The organism is Alkalihalobacillus sp. NPDC127517, assembly GCF_050276055.1.
In the GTDB taxonomy this organism is placed as follows: domain Bacteria; phylum Bacillota; class Bacilli; order Bacillales; family Bacillaceae_D; genus Alkalicoccobacillus.
Window position 1 is genome coordinate 1 of the sequence record NZ_JBNNQX010000026.1, and the last position, 19,915, is coordinate 19,915.

General features: G+C 42.6%; 20 protein-coding genes and 1 pseudogene. 17 read left to right on the forward strand and 4 right to left on the reverse strand.

Going from position 1 to position 19,915, the window contains the following annotated elements; translation table 11 throughout:
- Nucleotides 1-204: 204 nt before the first annotated feature.
- Nucleotides 205-1,095: a manganese catalase family protein gene (locus ACQKKO_RS20655; RefSeq protein ID WP_343131776.1), complete on the reverse strand. Its 891-nt coding sequence runs from the start codon at nt 1,093-1,095 to the stop codon at nt 205-207.
- 37 nt (nt 1,096-1,132) lie between these two features.
- Nucleotides 1,133-1,345: a YuzF family protein gene (locus ACQKKO_RS20660; RefSeq protein ID WP_498650499.1), complete on the reverse strand. Its 213-nt coding sequence runs from the start codon at nt 1,343-1,345 to the stop codon at nt 1,133-1,135.
- 181 nt (nt 1,346-1,526) lie between these two features.
- On the opposite strand from ACQKKO_RS20660, the gene ACQKKO_RS20665 reads away from it, so the two are divergent.
- The 8 genes from ACQKKO_RS20665 to ACQKKO_RS20700 all read left to right on the forward strand — a co-directional run bounded on the left by ACQKKO_RS20665 (nt 1,527) and on the right by ACQKKO_RS20700 (nt 9,889).
- The gene (locus ACQKKO_RS20665) at nt 1,527-2,678 is read left to right on the forward strand and encodes a Gfo/Idh/MocA family protein (RefSeq protein ID WP_498650501.1); all 1,152 of its coding nucleotides are present in this window, start codon (nt 1,527-1,529) and stop codon (nt 2,676-2,678) included.
- A 10-nt stretch (nt 2,679-2,688) separates the two neighbouring features.
- Nucleotides 2,689-3,867 (forward strand): dihydrodipicolinate synthase family protein, encoded by a 1,179-nt coding sequence (locus tag ACQKKO_RS20670; protein ID WP_498650502.1) that lies wholly within the window; start codon nt 2,689-2,691, stop codon nt 3,865-3,867.
- Nucleotides 3,864-4,685, forward strand: a complete 822-nt coding sequence (locus tag ACQKKO_RS20675) for a sugar phosphate isomerase/epimerase family protein (RefSeq protein ID WP_498650504.1) — start codon at nt 3,864-3,866, stop codon at nt 4,683-4,685. Before ACQKKO_RS20670 ends, ACQKKO_RS20675 begins: the two co-directional genes overlap by 4 nt.
- A gap of 25 nt (nt 4,686-4,710) precedes the next feature.
- Entirely contained in the window at nt 4,711-5,799 is a 1,089-nt protein-coding gene (locus ACQKKO_RS20680; protein ID WP_498650505.1) for a Gfo/Idh/MocA family protein, read from the forward strand.
- Nucleotides 5,796-6,941 (forward strand): Gfo/Idh/MocA family protein, encoded by a 1,146-nt coding sequence (locus ACQKKO_RS20685; protein WP_498650507.1) that lies wholly within the window; start codon nt 5,796-5,798, stop codon nt 6,939-6,941. Before ACQKKO_RS20680 ends, ACQKKO_RS20685 begins: the two co-directional genes overlap by 4 nt.
- Nucleotides 6,942-7,075: 134 nt before the next feature.
- Complete coding sequence (locus ACQKKO_RS20690) at nt 7,076-8,080, forward strand: TRAP transporter substrate-binding protein (protein ID WP_498650509.1); 1,005 nt, start codon at nt 7,076-7,078, stop codon at nt 8,078-8,080.
- 13 nt (nt 8,081-8,093) lie between these two features.
- Nucleotides 8,094-8,585, forward strand: a complete 492-nt coding sequence (locus tag ACQKKO_RS20695) for a TRAP transporter small permease (protein WP_498650511.1) — start codon at nt 8,094-8,096, stop codon at nt 8,583-8,585.
- Complete coding sequence (locus tag ACQKKO_RS20700; protein ID WP_498650513.1) at nt 8,582-9,889, forward strand: TRAP transporter large permease; 1,308 nt, start codon at nt 8,582-8,584, stop codon at nt 9,887-9,889. Before ACQKKO_RS20695 ends, ACQKKO_RS20700 begins: the two co-directional genes overlap by 4 nt.
- Nucleotides 9,890-9,960: 71 nt before the next feature.
- Here the strand turns inward: ACQKKO_RS20700 and ACQKKO_RS20705 are convergent, their stop codons facing one another.
- Both ACQKKO_RS20705 and ACQKKO_RS20710 read right to left on the reverse strand, forming a co-directional pair.
- Nucleotides 9,961-10,656 carry a methyl-accepting chemotaxis protein gene (locus ACQKKO_RS20705; RefSeq protein WP_498650544.1) on the reverse strand — a complete coding sequence of 232 codons (696 nt, stop codon included), beginning with the start codon at nt 10,654-10,656 and terminating at the stop codon, nt 9,961-9,963.
- Between the two features lie 66 nt (nt 10,657-10,722).
- Nucleotides 10,723-11,244: pseudogene (locus tag ACQKKO_RS20710) on the reverse strand (protoglobin domain-containing protein); the annotation flags it as partial.
- Between the two features lie 187 nt (nt 11,245-11,431).
- On the opposite strand from ACQKKO_RS20710, the gene ACQKKO_RS20715 reads away from it, so the two are divergent.
- From ACQKKO_RS20715 to ACQKKO_RS20755, 9 genes are all read left to right on the forward strand, one after another.
- Nucleotides 11,432-12,433, forward strand: a complete 1,002-nt coding sequence (locus ACQKKO_RS20715; protein ID WP_498650515.1) for an ABC transporter substrate-binding protein — start codon at nt 11,432-11,434, stop codon at nt 12,431-12,433.
- Nucleotides 12,426-14,534: a Fe(3+)-hydroxamate ABC transporter permease FhuB gene (gene fhuB / locus ACQKKO_RS20720; RefSeq protein ID WP_498650516.1), complete on the forward strand. Its 2,109-nt coding sequence runs from the start codon at nt 12,426-12,428 to the stop codon at nt 14,532-14,534. Before ACQKKO_RS20715 ends, fhuB begins: the two co-directional genes overlap by 8 nt.
- A 110-nt stretch (nt 14,535-14,644) precedes the next feature.
- On the forward strand, nt 14,645-15,004 hold the full coding sequence (locus ACQKKO_RS20725) for a DUF1516 family protein (protein WP_498650518.1): 360 nt from the start codon (nt 14,645-14,647) through the stop codon (nt 15,002-15,004).
- A gap of 85 nt (nt 15,005-15,089) precedes the next feature.
- Nucleotides 15,090-16,040: a sugar-binding transcriptional regulator gene (locus tag ACQKKO_RS20730; protein ID WP_498650520.1), complete on the forward strand. Its 951-nt coding sequence runs from the start codon at nt 15,090-15,092 to the stop codon at nt 16,038-16,040.
- A 142-nt stretch (nt 16,041-16,182) separates the two neighbouring features.
- Complete coding sequence (locus ACQKKO_RS20735) at nt 16,183-16,563, forward strand: transcriptional regulator GutM (RefSeq protein WP_498650522.1); 381 nt, start codon at nt 16,183-16,185, stop codon at nt 16,561-16,563.
- A 12-nt stretch (nt 16,564-16,575) separates the two neighbouring features.
- Nucleotides 16,576-17,115 carry a PTS glucitol/sorbitol transporter subunit IIC gene (gene srlA, locus ACQKKO_RS20740; protein WP_203087823.1) on the forward strand — a complete coding sequence of 180 codons (540 nt, stop codon included), beginning with the start codon at nt 16,576-16,578 and terminating at the stop codon, nt 17,113-17,115.
- Nucleotides 17,116-17,138: 23 nt separating this feature from the next.
- Entirely contained in the window at nt 17,139-18,167 is a 1,029-nt protein-coding gene (srlE, locus tag ACQKKO_RS20745) for a PTS glucitol/sorbitol transporter subunit IIB (protein ID WP_498650524.1), read from the forward strand.
- A 25-nt stretch (nt 18,168-18,192) separates the two neighbouring features.
- Nucleotides 18,193-18,570 (forward strand): PTS glucitol/sorbitol transporter subunit IIA, encoded by a 378-nt coding sequence (locus ACQKKO_RS20750; protein ID WP_498650526.1) that lies wholly within the window; start codon nt 18,193-18,195, stop codon nt 18,568-18,570.
- 28 nt (nt 18,571-18,598) lie between these two features.
- Nucleotides 18,599-19,891 (forward strand): NAD(P)H-dependent oxidoreductase, encoded by a 1,293-nt coding sequence (locus tag ACQKKO_RS20755; RefSeq protein WP_498650527.1) that lies wholly within the window; start codon nt 18,599-18,601, stop codon nt 19,889-19,891.
- Nucleotides 19,892-19,915 lie beyond the last annotated feature (24 nt).

The following is a 19,915-nucleotide window of genomic DNA, read 5'->3' on the forward strand; positions in this document are numbered from 1 at the left end:
GATATTGATTGATTCATAAAAAATATTTTTATCTCTTTAAAAACCTTAAAACCATTGATACATTAACTTTTTCGGAGGGAGTCTCGGGTTCACACCCGCGCGTCTAACTAAAATACGAAAAACACGAATGGCGAATGATTCGATTGTAGAATCATTCGCCATTTTCTAGTTGATTTATAGTTTTTCCCGGTCTCTGTCAGTTTGTTAGATATTTTCTTTTAATCGCTTTAATATTTTCGCATAGTCATCTGGATCGACACCAGGAGCAAATAGCTGTGGAGTTTCTTCTAGATCAGGAATCGGTGCGCCTTCAGGTACGCCATCAATCACACGAAGGGGCTCTTTTGTCTCAGGGTTTTCACCTTTCCAAATCTGAGCGATGTCGCGGTATTCCGGCTCGCCCCATGTATAGAGAACATTATAAAGGCCTTGATCAATAAATTTGTTGGCTTCACTAAATTTTGTATTATCCGGATAAGGAACAGGCAGCATCTTTCCAATATCAACGCCTGTTGCTACTTGAATCGCTTTTGCGTAGGCGATAATATGTGTGCCTCCTCTAACAAGTAAGTAGCCACACAGCTCTCGCACGGTTGGGTTCGTCGACATTTCATACACTCTCATCTTATGATGACGCGCCCCTATCTCCAAGGTATAATTGTGTAGGAGATCTTCAACTAAGGCCCCACTGTTGGTTACAAACGTTCCATTCCAAGGTCTGCCCATTCCATCTCCAGGAAAGGCTGTTTGCGCAGTGGTTGTAAAGTGTGTGGAATAGCGTTTATCCTTGCCATTTTGAAGAGGTGCTGTGTCAGGATCTCCAGGAAAAGTTGTTCCATATGAGACAAGATTTATAGCATTCGCCACGAGTTCAACATGACCGAACTCTTCAGCTGTAATACTCGCAATCAAGTCATAGAAGGGCTTGAACTTTGATTTTCCACGAAAGTTAAATGATTGAAACATGTAGTTATTTAACGTAGACATTTCACCAAACTTCCCACCTAACAATTCTTGCACAGCAGCTGCGGCGTTGGCGTCACCGTGCTCAGGCCGTGGCAATTCAATGGCTAACTTATTAATTCGTTTAATCACAAAGGCGTCCTCCGTTCCTTATTAGATTTGTTCAGGTTTAAGAAACAGGGAAAAACCAGACAATCTGCTGCGTACGAATGAAAAAGGGAGTACCACCCATCTCCACAACAATATGATCAGGCTGAACTTCCTTTAATGTTCCACGAACCGCACCGTGGGTTGTCTGCACCTCGGCCATTGACCCAATAAGTTCTGATGCTTTTGCGTATACATACGGATCTGTTATTGTCCATTCGATTTGCTCATTCACGTGAATCATCCCTTCCTTTGTTTTGACCATAGGAAGTATATGCACAGATTGTCGTCAATATGGCTAAAAATTGTCGATAAATCCATTTCCGAAATTGAGAATTTGTTACCTGATCTAGTAAGATTTATGTATGCGCTTTAATTATGATAAGAAGTATTAAAGGGAGAGAGGGGAAACAAACATGGCAACTCACAAAATTGGTATTATTATGAATGGTGTAACAGGTAGAATGGGGACGAACCAACATTTAATTCGTTCGATCGTGGCAATTCGCTCTGAAGGTGGCGTTAAGCTAGCAAACGGAGATGTTCTGTATCCAGACCCAATCCTTGTTGGACGTAACGAAGCAAAGCTTCAAGCCCTTGCAGATACACACGGAATTGACCGAATTGGTACAGATCTTGAAGCGGCTCTTGCCGATGACCATAATGTAATCTATTTTGATTCTCAAACGACAAATCGTCGTGCAGAAGGAATTAAGCAAGCGATTGCTGCAGGTAAGCACATCTATTGTGAAAAACCAACGGCTACTAGTGTAGAAGGCTCACTTGAACTTGCAAAACTAGCAAGAGAAGCTGGAGTGAAAAATGGAGTTGTACAAGATAAGTTATTCCTGCCAGGTCTATTAAAATTAAAACGTCTAATTGACAGCGGTTATTTTGGAGAGATTCTTTCTGTGAAACTTGACTTCGGATACTGGGTTTTCGAAGGAGACTGGCAGGAAGGTCAACGTCCAAGCTGGAATTATAGAGAAGAGGACGGCGGCGGAATCATCGTTGATATGTTTGCGCACTGGCGTTATGTGATTGATAACCTGTTTGGTGAAATCAAGTCACTTACTTGCTTAGGTGCTACACATGTTCCAAGTCGTGTAGATGAAAATGGTGAAACGTATAAAGCAACAGCTGATGATGCAGCGTATGCTATTTTTGAAATGAAGAGTGGGGCAGTGATTCAAGCGAACTCATCATGGACAACTCGTGTAGATCGTGATGATCTATTAACGATTCAGGTTGATGGAAAGCTTGGAAGTGCAGTAGCAGGCCTGCGCGACTGCAAGACGCAGCATCGCGTGCAGACTCCTCGTCCAACGTGGAATCCTGACATTCCAAACCCATTCAACTTCCAGGAGCAGTGGGAGCAGGTACCGGAGAACGAATTCTATGATAACGGATTCAAAATTCAATGGGAACTATTCCTTAAGCATATTCATCAAGATGACGCATTCCCTTGGGATCTACTTGAAGGCGCAAAAGGTACACAGCTTTCTGACCTTGGATTAGAAGCTTGGCACGGACGTAAGTGGGTAGATGTACCAGATTTAAGTTTATAGGAGGCGTATGATGGGATATTCAATTAAACTTCCAACAGAAAATCGTACACTTGAAATATATGAACTAAAAGGGTCGCCATCTGCATTCAGCAGTTCGGGAGGGTTTTCCTCCCGTACCGCTTACTCTGCAGCGCATGTTGTAGCAGATCCTTTGTCTTCCAGTCATCCTGTACTTGGAGGAGACATTGATTGGGAGCGTACGCTTCATTACCGTAGACACTTGTGGTCGCTTGGCTTTGGTGTAGCCGAAGCAATGGATACGGCTCAACGAGGAATGGGCCTTTCGTGGGAAAGTGCACAGGAATTAATTAAGCAATCCTCTGTTGAAGCGAAGCGTGCTGGTGGATTAATTGCGTCTGGTGCAGGCACTGATCATCTTGATTTAAGTGACGAGCATTCATTAGACGATATTGTTCGCGCCTATGCTGAGCAGTGTGAATTTGTTGAAAGCCAAGATAGCGGCATTATTCTAATGGCAAGTCGTGCATTAGCAAAAACTGCAAAGAAACCTGAAGACTATCTTCAAGTTTATAGTCAAATTCTTGGTCAAACGGCTAGACCGGTTATCTTACACTGGCTTGGGCCGATGTTCGATCCTGCGCTTCAAGGGTATTGGGGAGAAGAAGACTATGATCGGGCCATGGACATTTGTTTAGAAATGATCCATAAAAACGAAGCAAAGGTAGACGGCATTAAGATCTCGCTACTAGACAAAGACAAAGAGATCAAAATGCGTCGTCTGTTACCACAATCTGTACGGATGTATACAGGGGATGACTTTAATTATCCAGAACTCATTGCGGGAGATGAGCAAGGGTACAGCCACGCACTGCTTGGAATATTTGATGCCATTGCCCCTGCGGCTGCACACGCCTTACGTGCACTGGATCATCAAGATCTAGAAACGTACAAGCGAGTGCTTGAGCCAACGGTTGAGCTAAGTCGTCATATTTTCCAGACACCAACTTATGCTTACAAAACGGGAATTGTCTTTATGGCTTATTTAAATGGCCATCAGTCTCATTTCAAGATGATTGGTGGAGCAGAAGGCACTCGTTCGATTCAACATTTAACGAAGCTCTTTAAGCTTATGGACGAAGCGAATCTGATTCAAGATCAAGAGCTTGCGATCAAACGGATGGATAACGTTCTAAAGCTAGCTGGAATTGAACAGGAGGTACACGCATGAGTGACAAGGCAGACCTCAGTAAAATTAGTTTAAATCAGATCACAACGGAGAACTGGTCGCTTAAGGAAGCGATTGATGGCTGTGAGCGAAACGAAGTTCCTTGGATTTCGATCTGGCGTCACAAGCTTGCAGAATATGGTGTGAAGCAAACAGCTTCTCACTTAAAGCAAAGTGGCATCAAGGTCTCCAGTCTGTGTCGTGGAGGAATGTTCCCAGCAGCAACAAGCGAGGAACGTGCCAAACGAATTGCTGATAACAAACGCGCAATTGAAGAAGCTGCGGAAATCGGTACTGACACGCTTGTTTTAGTGTGCGGACCAGCTCCGGATAAGGATCTTGTGCAAGCAAGAAGATGGGTCGAAGAGGGAATTGAGGCCATCATTCCTCATGCCGAGCAGCATGGCATTAAGTTAGGGATTGAACCACTGCATCCGATGTATGCAGCGGATCGTTCCGTTGTGAATACACTCGGCCAGGCGAATGCTCTTGTGCAGAAGTACCAGTCTAAACAAGTAGGCGTAGTCGTTGACGTGTTCCACGTATGGTGGGATCCCGAGCTTGCAGTGCAAATTGAAGCTGCAAAAGGAACGATACTAGGTTTCCATGTGTCTGACTGGAAAGTTCCTATTTTGGATATGTTTAAAGGTCGTTCCATGATGGGGGATGGCGCTATCGACATTTATGGCATGCGTAAGCAAGTCGAAGCCGCTGGTTACCACGGACCGATTGAAGTAGAGATCATGAATCAAGAGCTATGGGACCGTCCGGGGGATGAAGTTCTTAAGCTAATGAAAGAAAGATTTGTAGAACACGTATAAAAAGATAGGTGGGAGAGGTTAATCAATGGGATTAAAAGATACGATCGAAGAGATCATTCAGTCATTTGAACAAGACCGTCAAATTGATCAGCCTTTTTCTTTTTCTGTGGTAGGAATGGATCACGGACATATCTTTGGTATGGTTGAAGGGTTATGCCGCGCAGGCGCAACCCTTCATCATGTGTATGATCGTGATAAAGCGAAGCAAAAAAAGCTTTTAGATAAATACCCAACGGCTATAGCTGCCGAATCCGTTGAACAGGTGTTAGAGGATTCATCGGACATGGTTGCGACAGCCATTATCCCTGCAGAGCGAGCTGCCCTTGGAATGCGAGTGATCGCTCATGATAAGCACTTCTTTTCTGCAAAAGCAGGATTCACAACATTGGATCAAGTGAAACAGGCGCGAGAGGCTGTAGTGGCTTCAACAAAGAGCTGGTCAATCTACTTTGGAGAACGTTTAGGAGTGGAGTCAGCGATCCTTGCACAAGCTCTTGTTGATCGAGGGTTAATTGGTCGTGTGTTCCAAGTGACAGGTTCTGGACCGCATCGGTTAAACAAGGATTCAAGGGAAAAGTGGTTTTTTGATCGGAACCAAAATGGGGGTATTTTAATTGATATTGCCAGTCATCAATTTGACCAGTTTCTAATCTATACGGGTGCAACTGATGCGAAGGTAATGCACAGTAAAACGGCTAATTACCAGCATCCTGAATTTGAGGACTGGGAAGACTTTGGGGATGCGACGTTACTTGGTAATAATGGAGCCACACAATATGTGCGCGTCGATTGGTTTACACCAGATGGCTTATCCAACTGGGGTGATGGAAGGACGGTATTGTTTGGTACCAATGGATATATTGAGCTTCGCAAATATCTAGATGTCGGTCGCACATCCGAGCGGAACCATCTATACATTGTCGATCAAAAAGAGGAATTGCATGTACCGGTAGAAGGGCGTGTTGGTAAGCCTTATTTCTACGATCTTATAAAGGATTGTCAAAATGGAACAGATCAGGCCATGACGCAAGAGCATGTGTTTCGTGTGTCTGAACTCGCGATTGAAGCGCAGGAACAGGCCGTGCGTTTAAATGGCTGGGAGGATATCAAATGAACAATGGGAGTAACGCAAAGGTTGTATTAATCGGAATTAATGGATATGGGGCGAGTTATCTGCGTTGGTTATTAGAACGTGAGGATGCCACCCTTGAAGGAGTTGTTGAAATTGCTGCTGAAAAGAGTGGCTTCTTTGACGTTCTGCAAGAAAGGTCGATACCAATCTATAAGACAATTGATGCCTTTTATGAGAATCATAATGCAGATTTAGCTATCATCTCCACACCTATTCATCTGCACACCAAACAGGCTGTGTATGCGATGGAGCATGGGAGTCATGTGTTATGCGAAAAGCCATTAACAGGAGACCCGAACGATCTGCCTATCTGGGAGTCTGTCTCTAAAGATACAGGGAAGTGGGCAGCAGTAGGTTTTAACTGGTCCTTTACGGAGTCCATTCAAGCGTTAAAAAAAGATATTTTAAAGGGTCGATTTGGCCGTGCCATTCAGTTGAAGACATTAGTTCTTTGGCCACGTACGGAAGAATACTTTAATCGCTCAGCGTGGGCCGGCAAAAAGTACAGCCCGGATGGTACGTATATCATGGATAGCATTGCGAATAATGCAACCGCTCATTTTCTACACAATATGTTCTATCTATTAGGAGATGCAATTGAGACAAGTGCATCCGTCAAAATCGTAGAAGCTGAGATTTATCGTGTGAATCCAATTGAAACCTTTGATACATGTGCTGTTCAAATGAAAACGACAGACAACGTGGATTTACTGTTCTTGGCGTCTCATGCCGTTAAAGAAACGGAGGGACCTATTTTTCATTATGAATTTGAAAAGGGTTCGATCAGCTTTAGTGCAGAAGACGAAGAGCCTTCCATGCGTGCGACCTTCAAAGATGGCACAACAGAAGACTATGGCAATCCACATGTTCCCCATATTGATAAATTAAATTGGTGCTTAAAGGCTGTACATGAAAAAGATGCAACCCCGCCGTGTGACTTTAAGACAGCAGCTACTCATGTTCAAGTACTAGGGGAAATAAATGACCAGCTTGATCACGTCAAAGAGTTTCCAGAAGAGTTAAAGAGATATGAATCAAGTACAAAGCTTCTTTATGCTAAAGGGGCAAAGGAGAAATTAACCAAAGCATTTGAAGAAGGGTCTATCCCAGCTTCACTTATCTAACGATGCAATCAAGTTCCGATTTTGAGAACGATTTCTTTTTACAATAAGACGTAACAATAAACTGTTAATATAATGGGATTTGTATCATTATATTAGCAGTTTTTTTGTGCGCATTTTTAAAGGAGTGTGAAAAAATGAAAGTAGCCAAAGGCTTGGGCATAGGCTTTACTGTACTCTTAATTGGAAGCGCTTCATTTATTCTTCCGAAAATGATTGCAGAAAGTGCAGATAAGAAATCATTAACGATTGCTCATATCCATAATGACGCGGCTCCTGTTTATCAGAGTCTTGAGGAATTTGCCAATGGGGTCGAGGATCGTGCGGGTGATCGTCTCGACATTGACATCTATCCAAATGGGTCACTAGGGGATGAACGAGTGATGCTTGAGTTAGTTCAGACTGGTGTAATTGACATGGTAAAGGTGAATGCGGGGGCGCTTGAAAGCTTTGACCCATCATTTTCTGTATTCAGTTTGCCGTATGTGTTTGGAGATGAGGAGCATTTTGAACGAGTGATGGATTCCGATACGGTCCAAACGATGTATGAGGACTTATCTGATATCGGACTGAGAGGGCTAACGTACTATGATGCAGGAGCCAGAAGTTTTTATACAGCGAATCATCCTATTGAAAAACCTGAGGATCTGGCAGGATTAAAAATTCGAGTGATGACGAATAAAACGTCGATTGAGACGATGAAGCTGCTTGGAGCAGCTCCAACCCCATTACCTGCATCTGAGGTTTATACAGGGCTTCAGCAGGGTGTTATTGATGGAGCAGAAAGTAGCTCAATGGCATTAGTGGATGCGAACCATGGGGAAGTAGCAAAGTTCTTTTCTTACGATGAACATACACGAATTCCAGACTTTCTAATCATGAGTGAGGATACGTGGAACAGTTTGTCAGAAGAGGAAAAAGCCATTGTAAAAGAAGAGGCCGAGGCTTCAACCGTTCAACATAATAGCAGATGGAAGGACATGGTTGAAGAAGGGATTGTACAAGCCGAGGAAGAAATGGGCGTTACATTTAACGAGGTGGACCAAGATCCTTTTAGAGAAAGAGTGGAACCATTACTTGAAGAGAGTAGAGATAACCCACAAGTGGCAGAAATTTTGGATGCGTTTTCAAATCTAGAGTAAAGGTGGGTCAAATGTGGAGAGAATAAAACAAATTATCGATCGAGTCGTTATAAGTATTGCTAGTATCCTGGTTGTGTTTCTGACAGCTGGTGCGATATGGCAAGTGTTTACGAGGTTTGTGTTACAGGATCCAAGCGTGTTTACAGAAGAGGTTTTACGATTTTCACTGATCTGGGTTGGATTTCTGGGAGCAAGCTATGCGTTTGGTCATAAAGAACACTTAGCTTTAACATTTTTGACAGCGAAGCTCTCTAGGCAAAAGCAAAATGTATCAAGCTTAGTGATTAATGGATTAGTTATTGTGTTCGCGACGGTTGTTTTTGTAATAGGTGGACTGAGACTTGTCACCTCAACGATTAATCAGGTGTCCCCAGTGTTAGGCCTGCCGATGGGACTTGTCTACGGTGTTCTACCTTTGTCAGGTGTGTTAATCATCATCTATCAATTATTAAATATAAAAATAGATGCAGCGGAAATACAAAGAGAAAAGAGGGAAGCCGCATGAGTGAGATAGCGTTAACTGGTATCGTTCTCTTTGCCGTGTTTTTCCTATTAATTTTTATTGGTGTACCAATTAGTATAAGTATCGGGATTGCATCACTTTCAGCAGCGCTTGTCATCATGCCTTTTTGGGATGCGCTCATGGTTTTATCGCAACAATTTATAACTGGTATTGATAGCTTTGTTCTTCTTGCTTTAGTCTTCTTTACTTTGGCAGGAAGTATTATGAACACCGGAGGAATCGCTCTGCGTCTTATTAATTTAGCAAAATTAATAGGCGGAAGAATGTCAGGCTCCCTCGCTCATACAAATGTGATAGGAAATACACTATTCGGCTCTATCTCTGGATCAGCGATCGCATCAGCAGCCACAATGGGACGTATTATGGGACCCATGCAAAAAAAAGAAGGGTACGATCCTTCTTATTCATCCGCGGTTAATATCGCTTCTGCACCAATTGGATTAGTGATTCCGCCAAGTGGTACTCCCATCCTTTATTCATTATTAACAGGCGGGACCTCAATTGGAGCATTATTTATCGCTGGGTATATGCCAGGCCTATTAATGGCACTACTCATCATGATCGTGGCGTATATACTGGCAAAACGTAAAGGGTACCGCGTTGAAACAGCCGTTACATTTTCAGAAGGGGTAAAGGTTGTTCTTCAAGCAATTCCGTCTCTCCTACTCATTTTTATTGTCATCGGAGGAATTGCGGCAGGCATCTTTACTGCCACAGAAGGAGCAGCCGTCGCAGTTTTGTATTCGGTCCTCTTAAGCCTTTGTTACCGCAGCTTAAAGCTTGTGGATATTCCGATTATCTTAAAAGATACTGTTGTATTCAGCGGTATTATCCTTTTATTAATTGGTGCATCGAGCGCTATGTCCTGGGTTCTATCTTATTCAAGAATTCCTCAAGCCATATCAACTGGATTGCTTGGAATGACCGAAAACGGTGTTCTGCTTATTCTGATCATGCTTTTCTTAATTCTTATCCTTGGAACCTTTATGGATATCGCACCTGCATTGCTGATCTTCACACCTATTCTGTTCCCGGTCGCTACTTCGCTAGGTCTGCATCCGGTTCATTTTGGAATGATTATGACTCTCGGTTTAGCTGTTGGAACAACCACACCTCCAGTTGGAACGGTCTTATTTATAGGGAGTAAGGTAGGTGGAGTTAGTGTAGAAAAGGTGATTAAACCATTACTTGTCTTTTATGTTCCGATGGTGGTGGCCCTACTTGCGGTTGCCTTTATCCCGGAAATTAGCTTGTGGTTACCTCGTATGTTTGGATTGATTGATTAAGGATCATAGTAATCGTAGAAAAGGCGAGCGTCCTATACCAGGTCATTCGCCTTTTTAGAATGATAGATGGTCTACGCATGCTTCAATTTCTTTAAATGCTCCGCTGATTGTGAAACTTCTTGCGCGTTCTGTTTCATTTCATCAAACTGCACTAGAAGCTCTTCAATCTTTCCTGTGATCGCATCATTTTGTTGCTTACTAAGGTTAGTTGATTCTTGAATCTGACTAAAGGATGTTGCTGCTTCAATTGTTAAAGTGGCTGTCTGTTTAACAGATGCGTCAATGGTTTCAAGTCCCATTGTCACTTGGTGTACCTGCCTAGTAGTGGCAGTTACTAGATCTTCAATGGTAGAAGTAGCCGATTTTGTCTCTTCTGATAACTTTCGTACCTCTGAAGCAACCACTGCAAAGCCTTTGCCAGCCTCTCCTGCTCGAGCGGCTTCTATAGAAGCATTTAAGGCAAGTAGGTTTGTCTGATCTGCAATGCTTCGTACGAGTCCTACAATTGTAGTAATATCCTTTGTTGTGCTCTCGAGCTTGATAGTTTGGCCATTAACATCACTAAGGTGGGTTTCGAGTAACGCAACCTGCTCTTCTTGAGTATGCATGTGAGTGCGACCGTCTTTACACAGCGTATCTGCAATGGATGCCCGAGCAGCACAATCTTTAGCCATTTGGTCGATCGTGTGTGTGGATTTTTCTGTTGAGTGGATCGACACGTTGGTTTGCTCTGAAATTAACGCCAGAGTATCCGCAGATTGATTCATTTGATCAAGCAACTCCCTACGACGAATAAGCTCGACTTCCTTTTGGCGTTGGCTCTGGATTTCATACGAATCAATAACTAACTGCTGTTCAAAGCTTAATAGCTTTGCTAGAGCTATTTGAGAATCAAGCTTCTGCTGCATCGATAATGAGTCGGCACTTGCGATGATCTGAAAGAGAACTGTTTGTAGATTACAAAAAGCGGCCAGATACCACTTTGATTCTAAGCCAATGCGAACATGAGCAGAGGCAATTCGTTTTCTCTTTTCTACAAATTCCTTATCTAGTACACCCGAAAACATATCGAGGAGATGCCTCTTTAATGTATTCTTTAATTTTTCAACCGTGGAATGCTGTTTAATAATAGAGAGCAGGTTTTGTTGTTTAATGATTGATTCGTAGAAAACATCGGTTACCTCATCAATAGAGATACATACGATTTCTTTTATCTTCATTAAATGAACCAGATCATCTTTAGAGAGATGAATCATCTCCAATTGATGTGTAACATCAATTGGTGGTTGAAAATGAACCGTTAGTTCATATTCTGTTTCCTCAGATGGTTTTAATTTACCTATTCGTAATTTCAACGCGTTTCCCCCTTAAACGTATATAGAGTATATCGGTGTAAACGTGAGTTCATTTACAGTTAAAAGGGAATGAAACAATAGACTATGGTAAACTGCATATTGACGGAAACAGGCGAACTTGCTATTCTAATTGAGAATGATTTTTATTACTGCTTAAAACGATTACATATAATGGGGGCAATGAAGGATGAATTGGACAAAAGGAAAATGGGTTGCTGGAATAGTTGCTACATCCGTAGTTATGCTTACTGCGTGCGGTAATGGAGAGACGGACAATGAAACCGCTGATACAACTAATGAAAGCGATGCTACCGAAACACGTTCATTTGAACATACAAGAGGAACAGCAGATATTGAAGGAGTTCCAGAGAGAGTGGTTGTTCTGGAATGGGGCTATGTAGAAGATTTCTTAGCACTTGGAATTGAGCCCGTTGGTGTCGCTGATATTGAAGGAATGCAGCAGTGGGTTGATATTGGCATGGAGATGCCAGATGGAATTGAAGATATTGGGATGCGTAACACCCCGAACCTTGAAGTGATTACTGCACTTCAGCCTGATTTAATCGTAGGACTCGAGTCGAATGTAGAGACAAGCTATGATGAATTAAATGATATTGCGCCAACTCTTGTCTATGATCCATATCCAGAGGAAGGCGAAGGCACACAATATGATCGCATGATTGAGACATTTAACGAGATTGCAACGATCATGGATAAGGAAGATGAAGCGAAAGAAGTGCTTGCTGGAATTGATGATATGTTCGAAGAATCCAGACAAAAAATTGAAGAAGCCGGAAAAGGTGGCGAGGAGTTTGTTGTAGCGATGGCTTATAGTGATCAAAACGCCGTGAGCTTCCGTCTTCATGATGATACATCAATGGCTGCACCTATGATTGAAAAAATGGGAATGGTGAACGGATTCCAATCATCGCAATTTGAACGATATGGCTTCACAACCGCAGACGTAGAAGCGCTCCCTGCCATTGAAGATGTAAACTTCTTTACGATCATTCAAGATAGCGACAATGTCATTGAGAATCAATTAAAAGATAATCCGATCTGGAACGGATTAACCTTTGTTGAAGAAGATCGTATATATCCATTAGGTGGCGATGCGTGGCCATATGGAGGACCTCTTTCTGCTCAGGTTTATGCTGAAAAGGTTGTAAACGCAATTACCAATGAGTAAGAACAAAAGAGAGTTTGAGGTTGCTAAACAGATGGGACTCGCAGCCTCAGATCTCCAGGTCAAAAAAAGGTTGAGGACGCTAATTTTATGTATTGGTGGTCTTGCTGCATTGATCGTGACGCTTTTCTTTAGTTTGACGCAAGGTAGAGCAGATGTGTCTGTGAGCGATGTAATTGGAGCACTGTTTAACCGTCAAGACATAACGGAGCACCATTTAGTATGGTCCAATCGCTTTCCGAGAGCAGTTATGGGGATCATAGCAGGATCTGCCCTCGCGGTGGCGGGTGCACTCATGCAGACAGTAACACGAAATCCACTTGCATCTGAAACAACTTTAGGTGTAAATGCTGGAGCGTACTTAGCGGTTGTTGCAGGAATGATCTTTTTTCCTACACTTCAATCGCAGTATTCCTTTCCCTTTGCGGTTGTAGGTGGGGCAGGTGCAGCAGCTGCCGTGTTTGCGCTTGGTGGCGGAAAAAGAAGCACGCCGATTCGTGTGGCTCTTTCAGGAATGATTGTAACGCTTGTTCTTTCCTCGATAACAAGTGCTTTAATTATGCTTAACCAACAAACCGTACAAGGCATTTTTCTTTGGGGCTCAGGTTCTCTTATCCAAAATGACTGGAGCGGGGCCAGCTTTTCTTGGCCATGGGTTGCGGGTGGTATTTTGCTTGTTTGTTTTGCAGCACGTCAGCTCGATATTTTAACACTAACAGATGAAACATCAAAATCACTTGGACAAAATGTAACGCTGACTCGTTTTTTAGCGATGGCCATTGCAGTTGTGATTGCCTGTGTAAGCGTGAGCGTCGTGGGACCTATAGGATTCATCGGTCTAGTAGCACCGCATCTTGTTCGAATGATGGGTGTCTCAAAGCATATTTGGCTCCTGCCGATTAGTGCAATCTGGGGTTCGGTGGTTCTTCTTTTAGCAGATACAATCGCAAGAAGTTTTATAGATAGTTACGGTGAATTGCCGGCTGGAGCCATTACAGCGGCTATTGGAGCTCCGTGGCTTATCTGGCTCGCCTTGCGTATGTCGAAGCAAGTAAAAGGAAGCAAAGGCTTTAGCTCAAACATGTCGATGAGTGTAGGAGGATCTAAGCGAATTGGATCGTTTGGCTTGTTAGTGACGATATTCACTACTCTTATGCTAGCTGTATGGACACTCAGCTTAACAAGCGGTAGTTTGTACATCCCTCTAACAGATGTTTGGGCCGCATTAATGGGTCAAGGACAAGCAATTCACGAGAAGATCCTGTTTGATTTTCGATTACCACGCTTGCTCATTGCAGGTATTTCCGGTATGGCGATCGCCGTGAGTGGAAGCTTGATTCAAAACACGATTCGCAATCCACTAGGAGATCCTCAAGTGATTGGGATTACAAGTGGAGCAGGAGTCGGTGCGTTGTTGGTTATTGTCGTCTTTCCAACGCTCACTGGGATTTGGCTTCCGCTCGGAGCGGTAATTGGGGGATCAGTTGCTGCGGCCATTGTGTACGCTGTTTCGTGGCGGCGTGGCCTCGACCCAATGATTCTAACATTAGTTGGAATTGCAGTAGCAGCTGCAGGGGCTGCTTTTATTAATATCTTAATCGTGTATGCAAAGGTCTCTGTAGCTCCTGCTCTGACTTGGATGGCAGGAAGTGCCTACGGACGTGGGTGGAGTGAACTTCGTGTGTTGGTACCAGCCGTCATCATTCTCTTTGTGTTGGCCTGGTGGCAAGGAAGAAAAGTAGATTTACTCTCTTTTAGTGAAGAGAGCTCAACGGGGCTTGGGTTAAAGGTAAAACAAACGAGGCTGTATGTGGCGATTATTGCTGTGCTGCTAGCATCAATCGCTGCAGCAAATGTAGGAGCAGTTGGTTTCATTGGATTACTTGCTCCACATGCTGCAAGGATGCTAGTAGGACCTCATCACCGACAGGCCGTAGTCATATCCGCTTTAATCGGTGGATTATTACTTGCGGCAGCCGATTGGATTGGTGTGGTTGTTCTTGCACCAAAAGAACTGCCAGCAGGCGTTGTGACAGCCCTTATAGGGGCACCTTATATTTTGTATCTCATGTACCGATCAGCGAAGCCTAAGATTATAAAATAAAGATGTTAAACCGGATGAATGAGGTGTCCATTCATCCGGTTTTTTGTTATGGATTGTTCATTGGTTTAATGAGGCACGTTCAAGTACACTTACATAAAGGAGGTAATCCATTGATCACAGGCTATCATTTACTTGCATTAAGCATTACATGCATTCTATTTATATTTGTCTTCCTTTTTTATAAAAGCGGAAAAACGAAGAAAGCGATTATTCTTCACCAATTCATGAGGCTCTCTTTTTTAGGTGTTCTTGCTACAGGTATTTTACTTGTTCCATTAATGCCATTCTCATTAGCTCGTGGAGCAAAACTACTATTTGGAATGATGAGTCTAGGGATGATTGAAATTTATTTAATGCACCTTAATAAGGGCGATTTAACGAAGTTTACGACGATTTCTTTTATTGTTTTCTTGAGCATTACGATTCTACTGGGACTCTTTTTACCACTTGGCATTTATTTGCGTTTTTGAATACATAGAAACGTATGTGCATGCAAGGAACATTTGCTATATACTTTAATTAGATTGACCAATAGAGAGAAAGGAATGAAAATGCATGAGTAACTGGGAAGATCGTCGATTACTCGTCAAAGCTGCAAATCTATATTATTTTGATGGCTGGACACAAGCACAAATTGCAAAAAAGATGTCTGTATCTAGACCAGTCATCTCAAAAATGCTAAACCGTGCGAGAGAGCTGGGTATCGTTGAAATTTATATTAAAGATGAAAATGCACATACCGCAACGCTTGAGCATCAATTAGAGAAAACATTTAACTTAAAAGAGGCAATGGTTGTTCCGACTGCAGGCCTTACTCCCGAGATGATTAGACGCTCAGTTGGCAAAGCCGCCGCTTATTATGTCAGCAAAAATTTAGAGGGTATTACAAGTATGGGGATATCATGGGGTACCGCCTTATATAACCTCGTGAAAGAGTATCCTTATGAGAATCGGCCAGAGCTTAACATCGTACCATTAGTAGGCGGAATGGGCAGAAAATTAGTAGACATTCATTCAAATCTACTTGCCTATCAGCTTGCTCAAAAGGTAAATGGAACCTGTTCCTATTTGTATGCCCCAGCAATGGTTGAGAGTGAAGACCTCAAACAACGCTTGATTGAAAGTGAGGATATTGCAAATGTTCTAGAAGAGGGAAGACAGGTACAGATGGCACTTGTCGGTATTGGAAATCCTCTCCTTAATTCAACGATGAGTACGATGGAGTATCTAAAAGAAGAAGATTTAGTATCTTTACGTAAATCTGGGGTCGTAGGAGACATCGGATCAAGGTTTTATGATGTCATTGGTGAGCAAATTAAACATCCATTAAATGATCGAGTAATCGGTTTGAATCTTAATGAATTAAAGAAGATTCCTGAGGTTGTTGGTGTCGCAGAAGGAGCACATAAAGTGGAAAGTCTGCTTATTGCGTTAAAATCAGGTTACCTTAATGTATTAATACTTGATGACTCAACTGCACAATCTCTATTACATGAGCTTGTTTAAATCTATAGTAACTAAAGCGCTTTCAATTTTAAAAGTAGAGTTCGACAAAATTTTTAGAAATCTACTTGACGAAAATTGAAAGCGCTTTTATAATACAGACATAAGTAACGTTAAAGAACAAATGTAAAAGAGGTGAGATGGTATGTGGGGTTGGCTCATTGGATTATTTGCTTTCACCTGGGTCTTACAACTCGTTTTAACGCGAGTGCAGATGAAGAACTATCAGAAAACAGTAAAAGAAATGAGTAAACGTTCGTCAGGATTTTTAGGAGTAGGTATTCATAAGCAACGAATTGGAGTAGGCAGTATTGTTATTCTTGTTACCGACGAGAATGGATTGGTCATAGACGGTCAGAAGATGGCAGGTGTCACGGTCTTTTCCCGGTTTGCTCCATTTCACACATTTAACGGACTCTTAGTTCAAGAAGTAAAAGAAATGATCCATGAACATCCACTCCGCGTGGCCATTGAATCATCTCTAGAACAAATAAACAAACAGCGTAAGAAAACACTCGTGGGATAGGGGGAAGCGTAAATGGATTTTTTAGTACAACTTGCTGAAGGATTTATTGGCATGTTTGAAGAGGGCGGTACCACCTTTATTGGGATGGTAACCGGAATTATTCCAACATTAATTTGTTTAATCACTGCTGTAAACGCTATCATTAAAATGGTTGGAGAGGAACGGATTAACCGGTTGGCTCAGAAGAGTACAAAAAATATAATCTTGCGCTATACACTCTTCCCGTTTCTGGCTGTTTTCTTCTTAACCAATCCGATGGCTTACACGTTCGGACGATTTCTACCAGAGCATCAAAAGCCAGCGTTTTATGATTCAGCAGTGTCCTTTGTTCACCCGATTACAGGATTGTTCCCACATGGTAACCCTGCAGAGCTTTTTGTTTACATGGGTATTGCTTCTGGGATCACAACACTTGGATTATCACTCGGACCGCTCGCTATTCGCTTCTTTATTGTAGGTCTTATTGTCATTCTCATTCGAGGAATTGTTACTGAGATTATTACAGGTCGTCTAATTAAAAAGAGAGAGCAAGAACTTGCCTCACAAGCTTAAGAGAATCGTAGGGGGTAATGAACATGGCAGACTACAAACAAGTGAAAGTTGAAAAAGGTAGCGGCGGTTGGGGTGGACCACTCATCATCCAGCCAACAGAACAAAAGAAATATGTCGTGTCAGTAACAGGCGGAGGGATTGATCCACTTGCCCAACATATTGCAGATATGACAGGAGCAGAGGCGGTTGATGGATTTAAAACCTCTGTAAATAAGGAAGAAATGGCGTGTGCGGTGATTGATTGTGGAGGTACCGCTCGTTGCGGAGTGTATCCACAAATGGGTGTCCTCACAATTAACTTGAATCCGACATCCCCATCAGGTCCATTAATGAGATTCATTAAAGAAGATAACTTTGTATCAGGCGTGAAGGCTTCAAACGTAAAAACAGAAGAAGGAGCAGCACCACAAGCCGCTGCTGCAGCTGAAAAAGAAGAATCCACTCGTCTTGATAAAAATGAAGCAAACCGCATTAAGGAAGAAGCAAAAGCAAAGGCTGCAAAGCTTCAACAACCTAAGAAAAAAGCAAACATCATTGAAATTGTAGGTAGAGGAGCCGGTAAAGTTGTAGGTATCTTTTATCAGGCTGGTCGTGAAACGATTGACCAAGTCATAAAGAACATTCTCCCATTCATGGCCTTTGTAAGTATGTTAATTGGAATTATCACGTTCACTGGAATAGGTGACTTCATTGCAAACTTTGTTTCACCACTTGCCGGGAACTTTGTTGGACTTTTAATTCTATCAATCTTATGTTCAGTTCCGTTACTGTCTCCGCTACTTGGACCAGGAGCCGTTATTGCACAGGTGGTCGGGGTATTAATTGGGGTTGAGATTGGTCGAGGAAACATTCCACCGCATCTTGCTTTGCCTGCATTGTTTGCAATCAACCCACAAGCTGGAGCAGATTTTGTACCAGTTGGATTAACGCTTGGAGAAGCCGAGCCAGAAACGATAGAGGTCGGTGTACCTGCCGTACTAATGTCGCGTATGATCACAGGTCCGTTAGCAGTTATTATTGCGTATCTATTTAGCTTTGGATTGTATTCTTAAAAAGAATGAAAAAGGAGTGTGTAAGATGGAACAAACAAAAACAACCATCTATGAATCTACGTTTATTGAATTAGGTGAGCAGACAGAGATTTTTCTAGAAGAAAATATGCTAGTGATCTTTAACGAAACCGTACCAGCTGACCTGAAAAATATATCAGCTGTTCATAAACAAACAGAGTTTAAACATGAAGTAGTTGTAGGTGATACATTACGCCTTCAAGAAAGCGATTATAAAATTCTCTTTGTAGGAGAAAAAGCCAATGACACGCTACGAGATCTAGGTCATTGCACGATTGAGTTCAGTGGGCAGTCCGTATCAGATCTACCAGGTACGATTGTTGTAGAGAAGAAACCCGTTCCGAAGCTTGAGGTTGGCGGGAAACTTGCATTCTATCGAGATTAACTAAAAAAGAGAAAATAGGAGTGGTCACATGCTAGGAATTAATCGCAAGCTACAAGAGCTGGAACAACAAGGAAAAGTCATTAATGTAGGTTTAGTTGGCGCAGGTCAAATGGGTAGAGGGATGGTTGCACAAATCGAGGGCATGAAGGGTATGCGTGTTGTGATTACTGCTGACATTCAAGTGGAGAATGCTGTGAACGCATACAAAAAAGCGGGAGTTGCTGCTGATCAAATAGTGGAAACAACGAATCTCGAAGAAGCGGAATCCGCGGTGAGTTTAGGGAAAGTAGTTAGCACTTCATCTTCAAGTCTAGTTACCTCTCTACCGTCTGTTGATGTGGTTGTGGATGCAACTGGTGTACCAGATATCGGCTCAAGAATTGCTTGGGATACCATCATGAATAAAAAGCATATTGTTATGTTAAACGTAGAGGCAGATGTAACGGTTGGACCACTTCTTATGCAGTTAGCTGATTCAAGTGGTGTTGTATACACAGGCTCTGCAGGGGATGAGCCAGGAGCAGTCATGGAGTTAAACGATTTAGCGGATGCAAGTGGGTTTGAAGTCATTGCCCTTGGTAAAGGGAAAAATAACCCACTTAACCTAGAAGCGAATCCTGACACTGTGGCACAAGTAGCAGCTGAAAAAGGGGCAAGTCCTAAAATGATTGCTTCTTTCCAGGATGGATCTAAAACAATGGTTGAGATGACTGCGGTCGCAAACGCAACAGGATTTTTACCAGACAAACCAGGTATGAACGGCTTAACAGGCGATGTGAAAGACTTACCAGCTATGTTCCGATCCGTAGCAGATGGTGGTCAGGTTCAAAACAAACAAATCGTTGAGTTTGTTAACGGTGTTGCTCCTGGGGTATTTGCAATCATTGCTTCTGATCAAGAGGAAGTAAACCATGAAATGAAATACTTGAGCATGGGTGATGGCCCTTACTACGTGTTATATCGTCCATATCACTTAACAAGTCTTGAAACACCGATCTCTGTTGCGCGCGCTTATTTCTATGGGGAAGCAACGATTGCTCCTTGGAAGGGACTTGTTGCTGAAACGGTAACGGTTGCGAAAAGAGATCTAGAGGCTGGAGAGCATCTGGACAGTATTGGTGGATTTACAGTGTACGGAAGCATTTTAGAAGCAAAGGAAGCAAACGAAAAAGATTTGCTGCCGCTTGGACTAGTGGATCGGAACGTTCGTGTGAACCGTGCCATTAAAAAAGGAGAGTACATTTCATACAGTGATGTCACTCAAACAAAAGAATCGTTCATCTGGCAGCTGCGCAAGCTACAAGATGATACGCTTCAATAATTGCCACAAACACCTAAAGAAAGG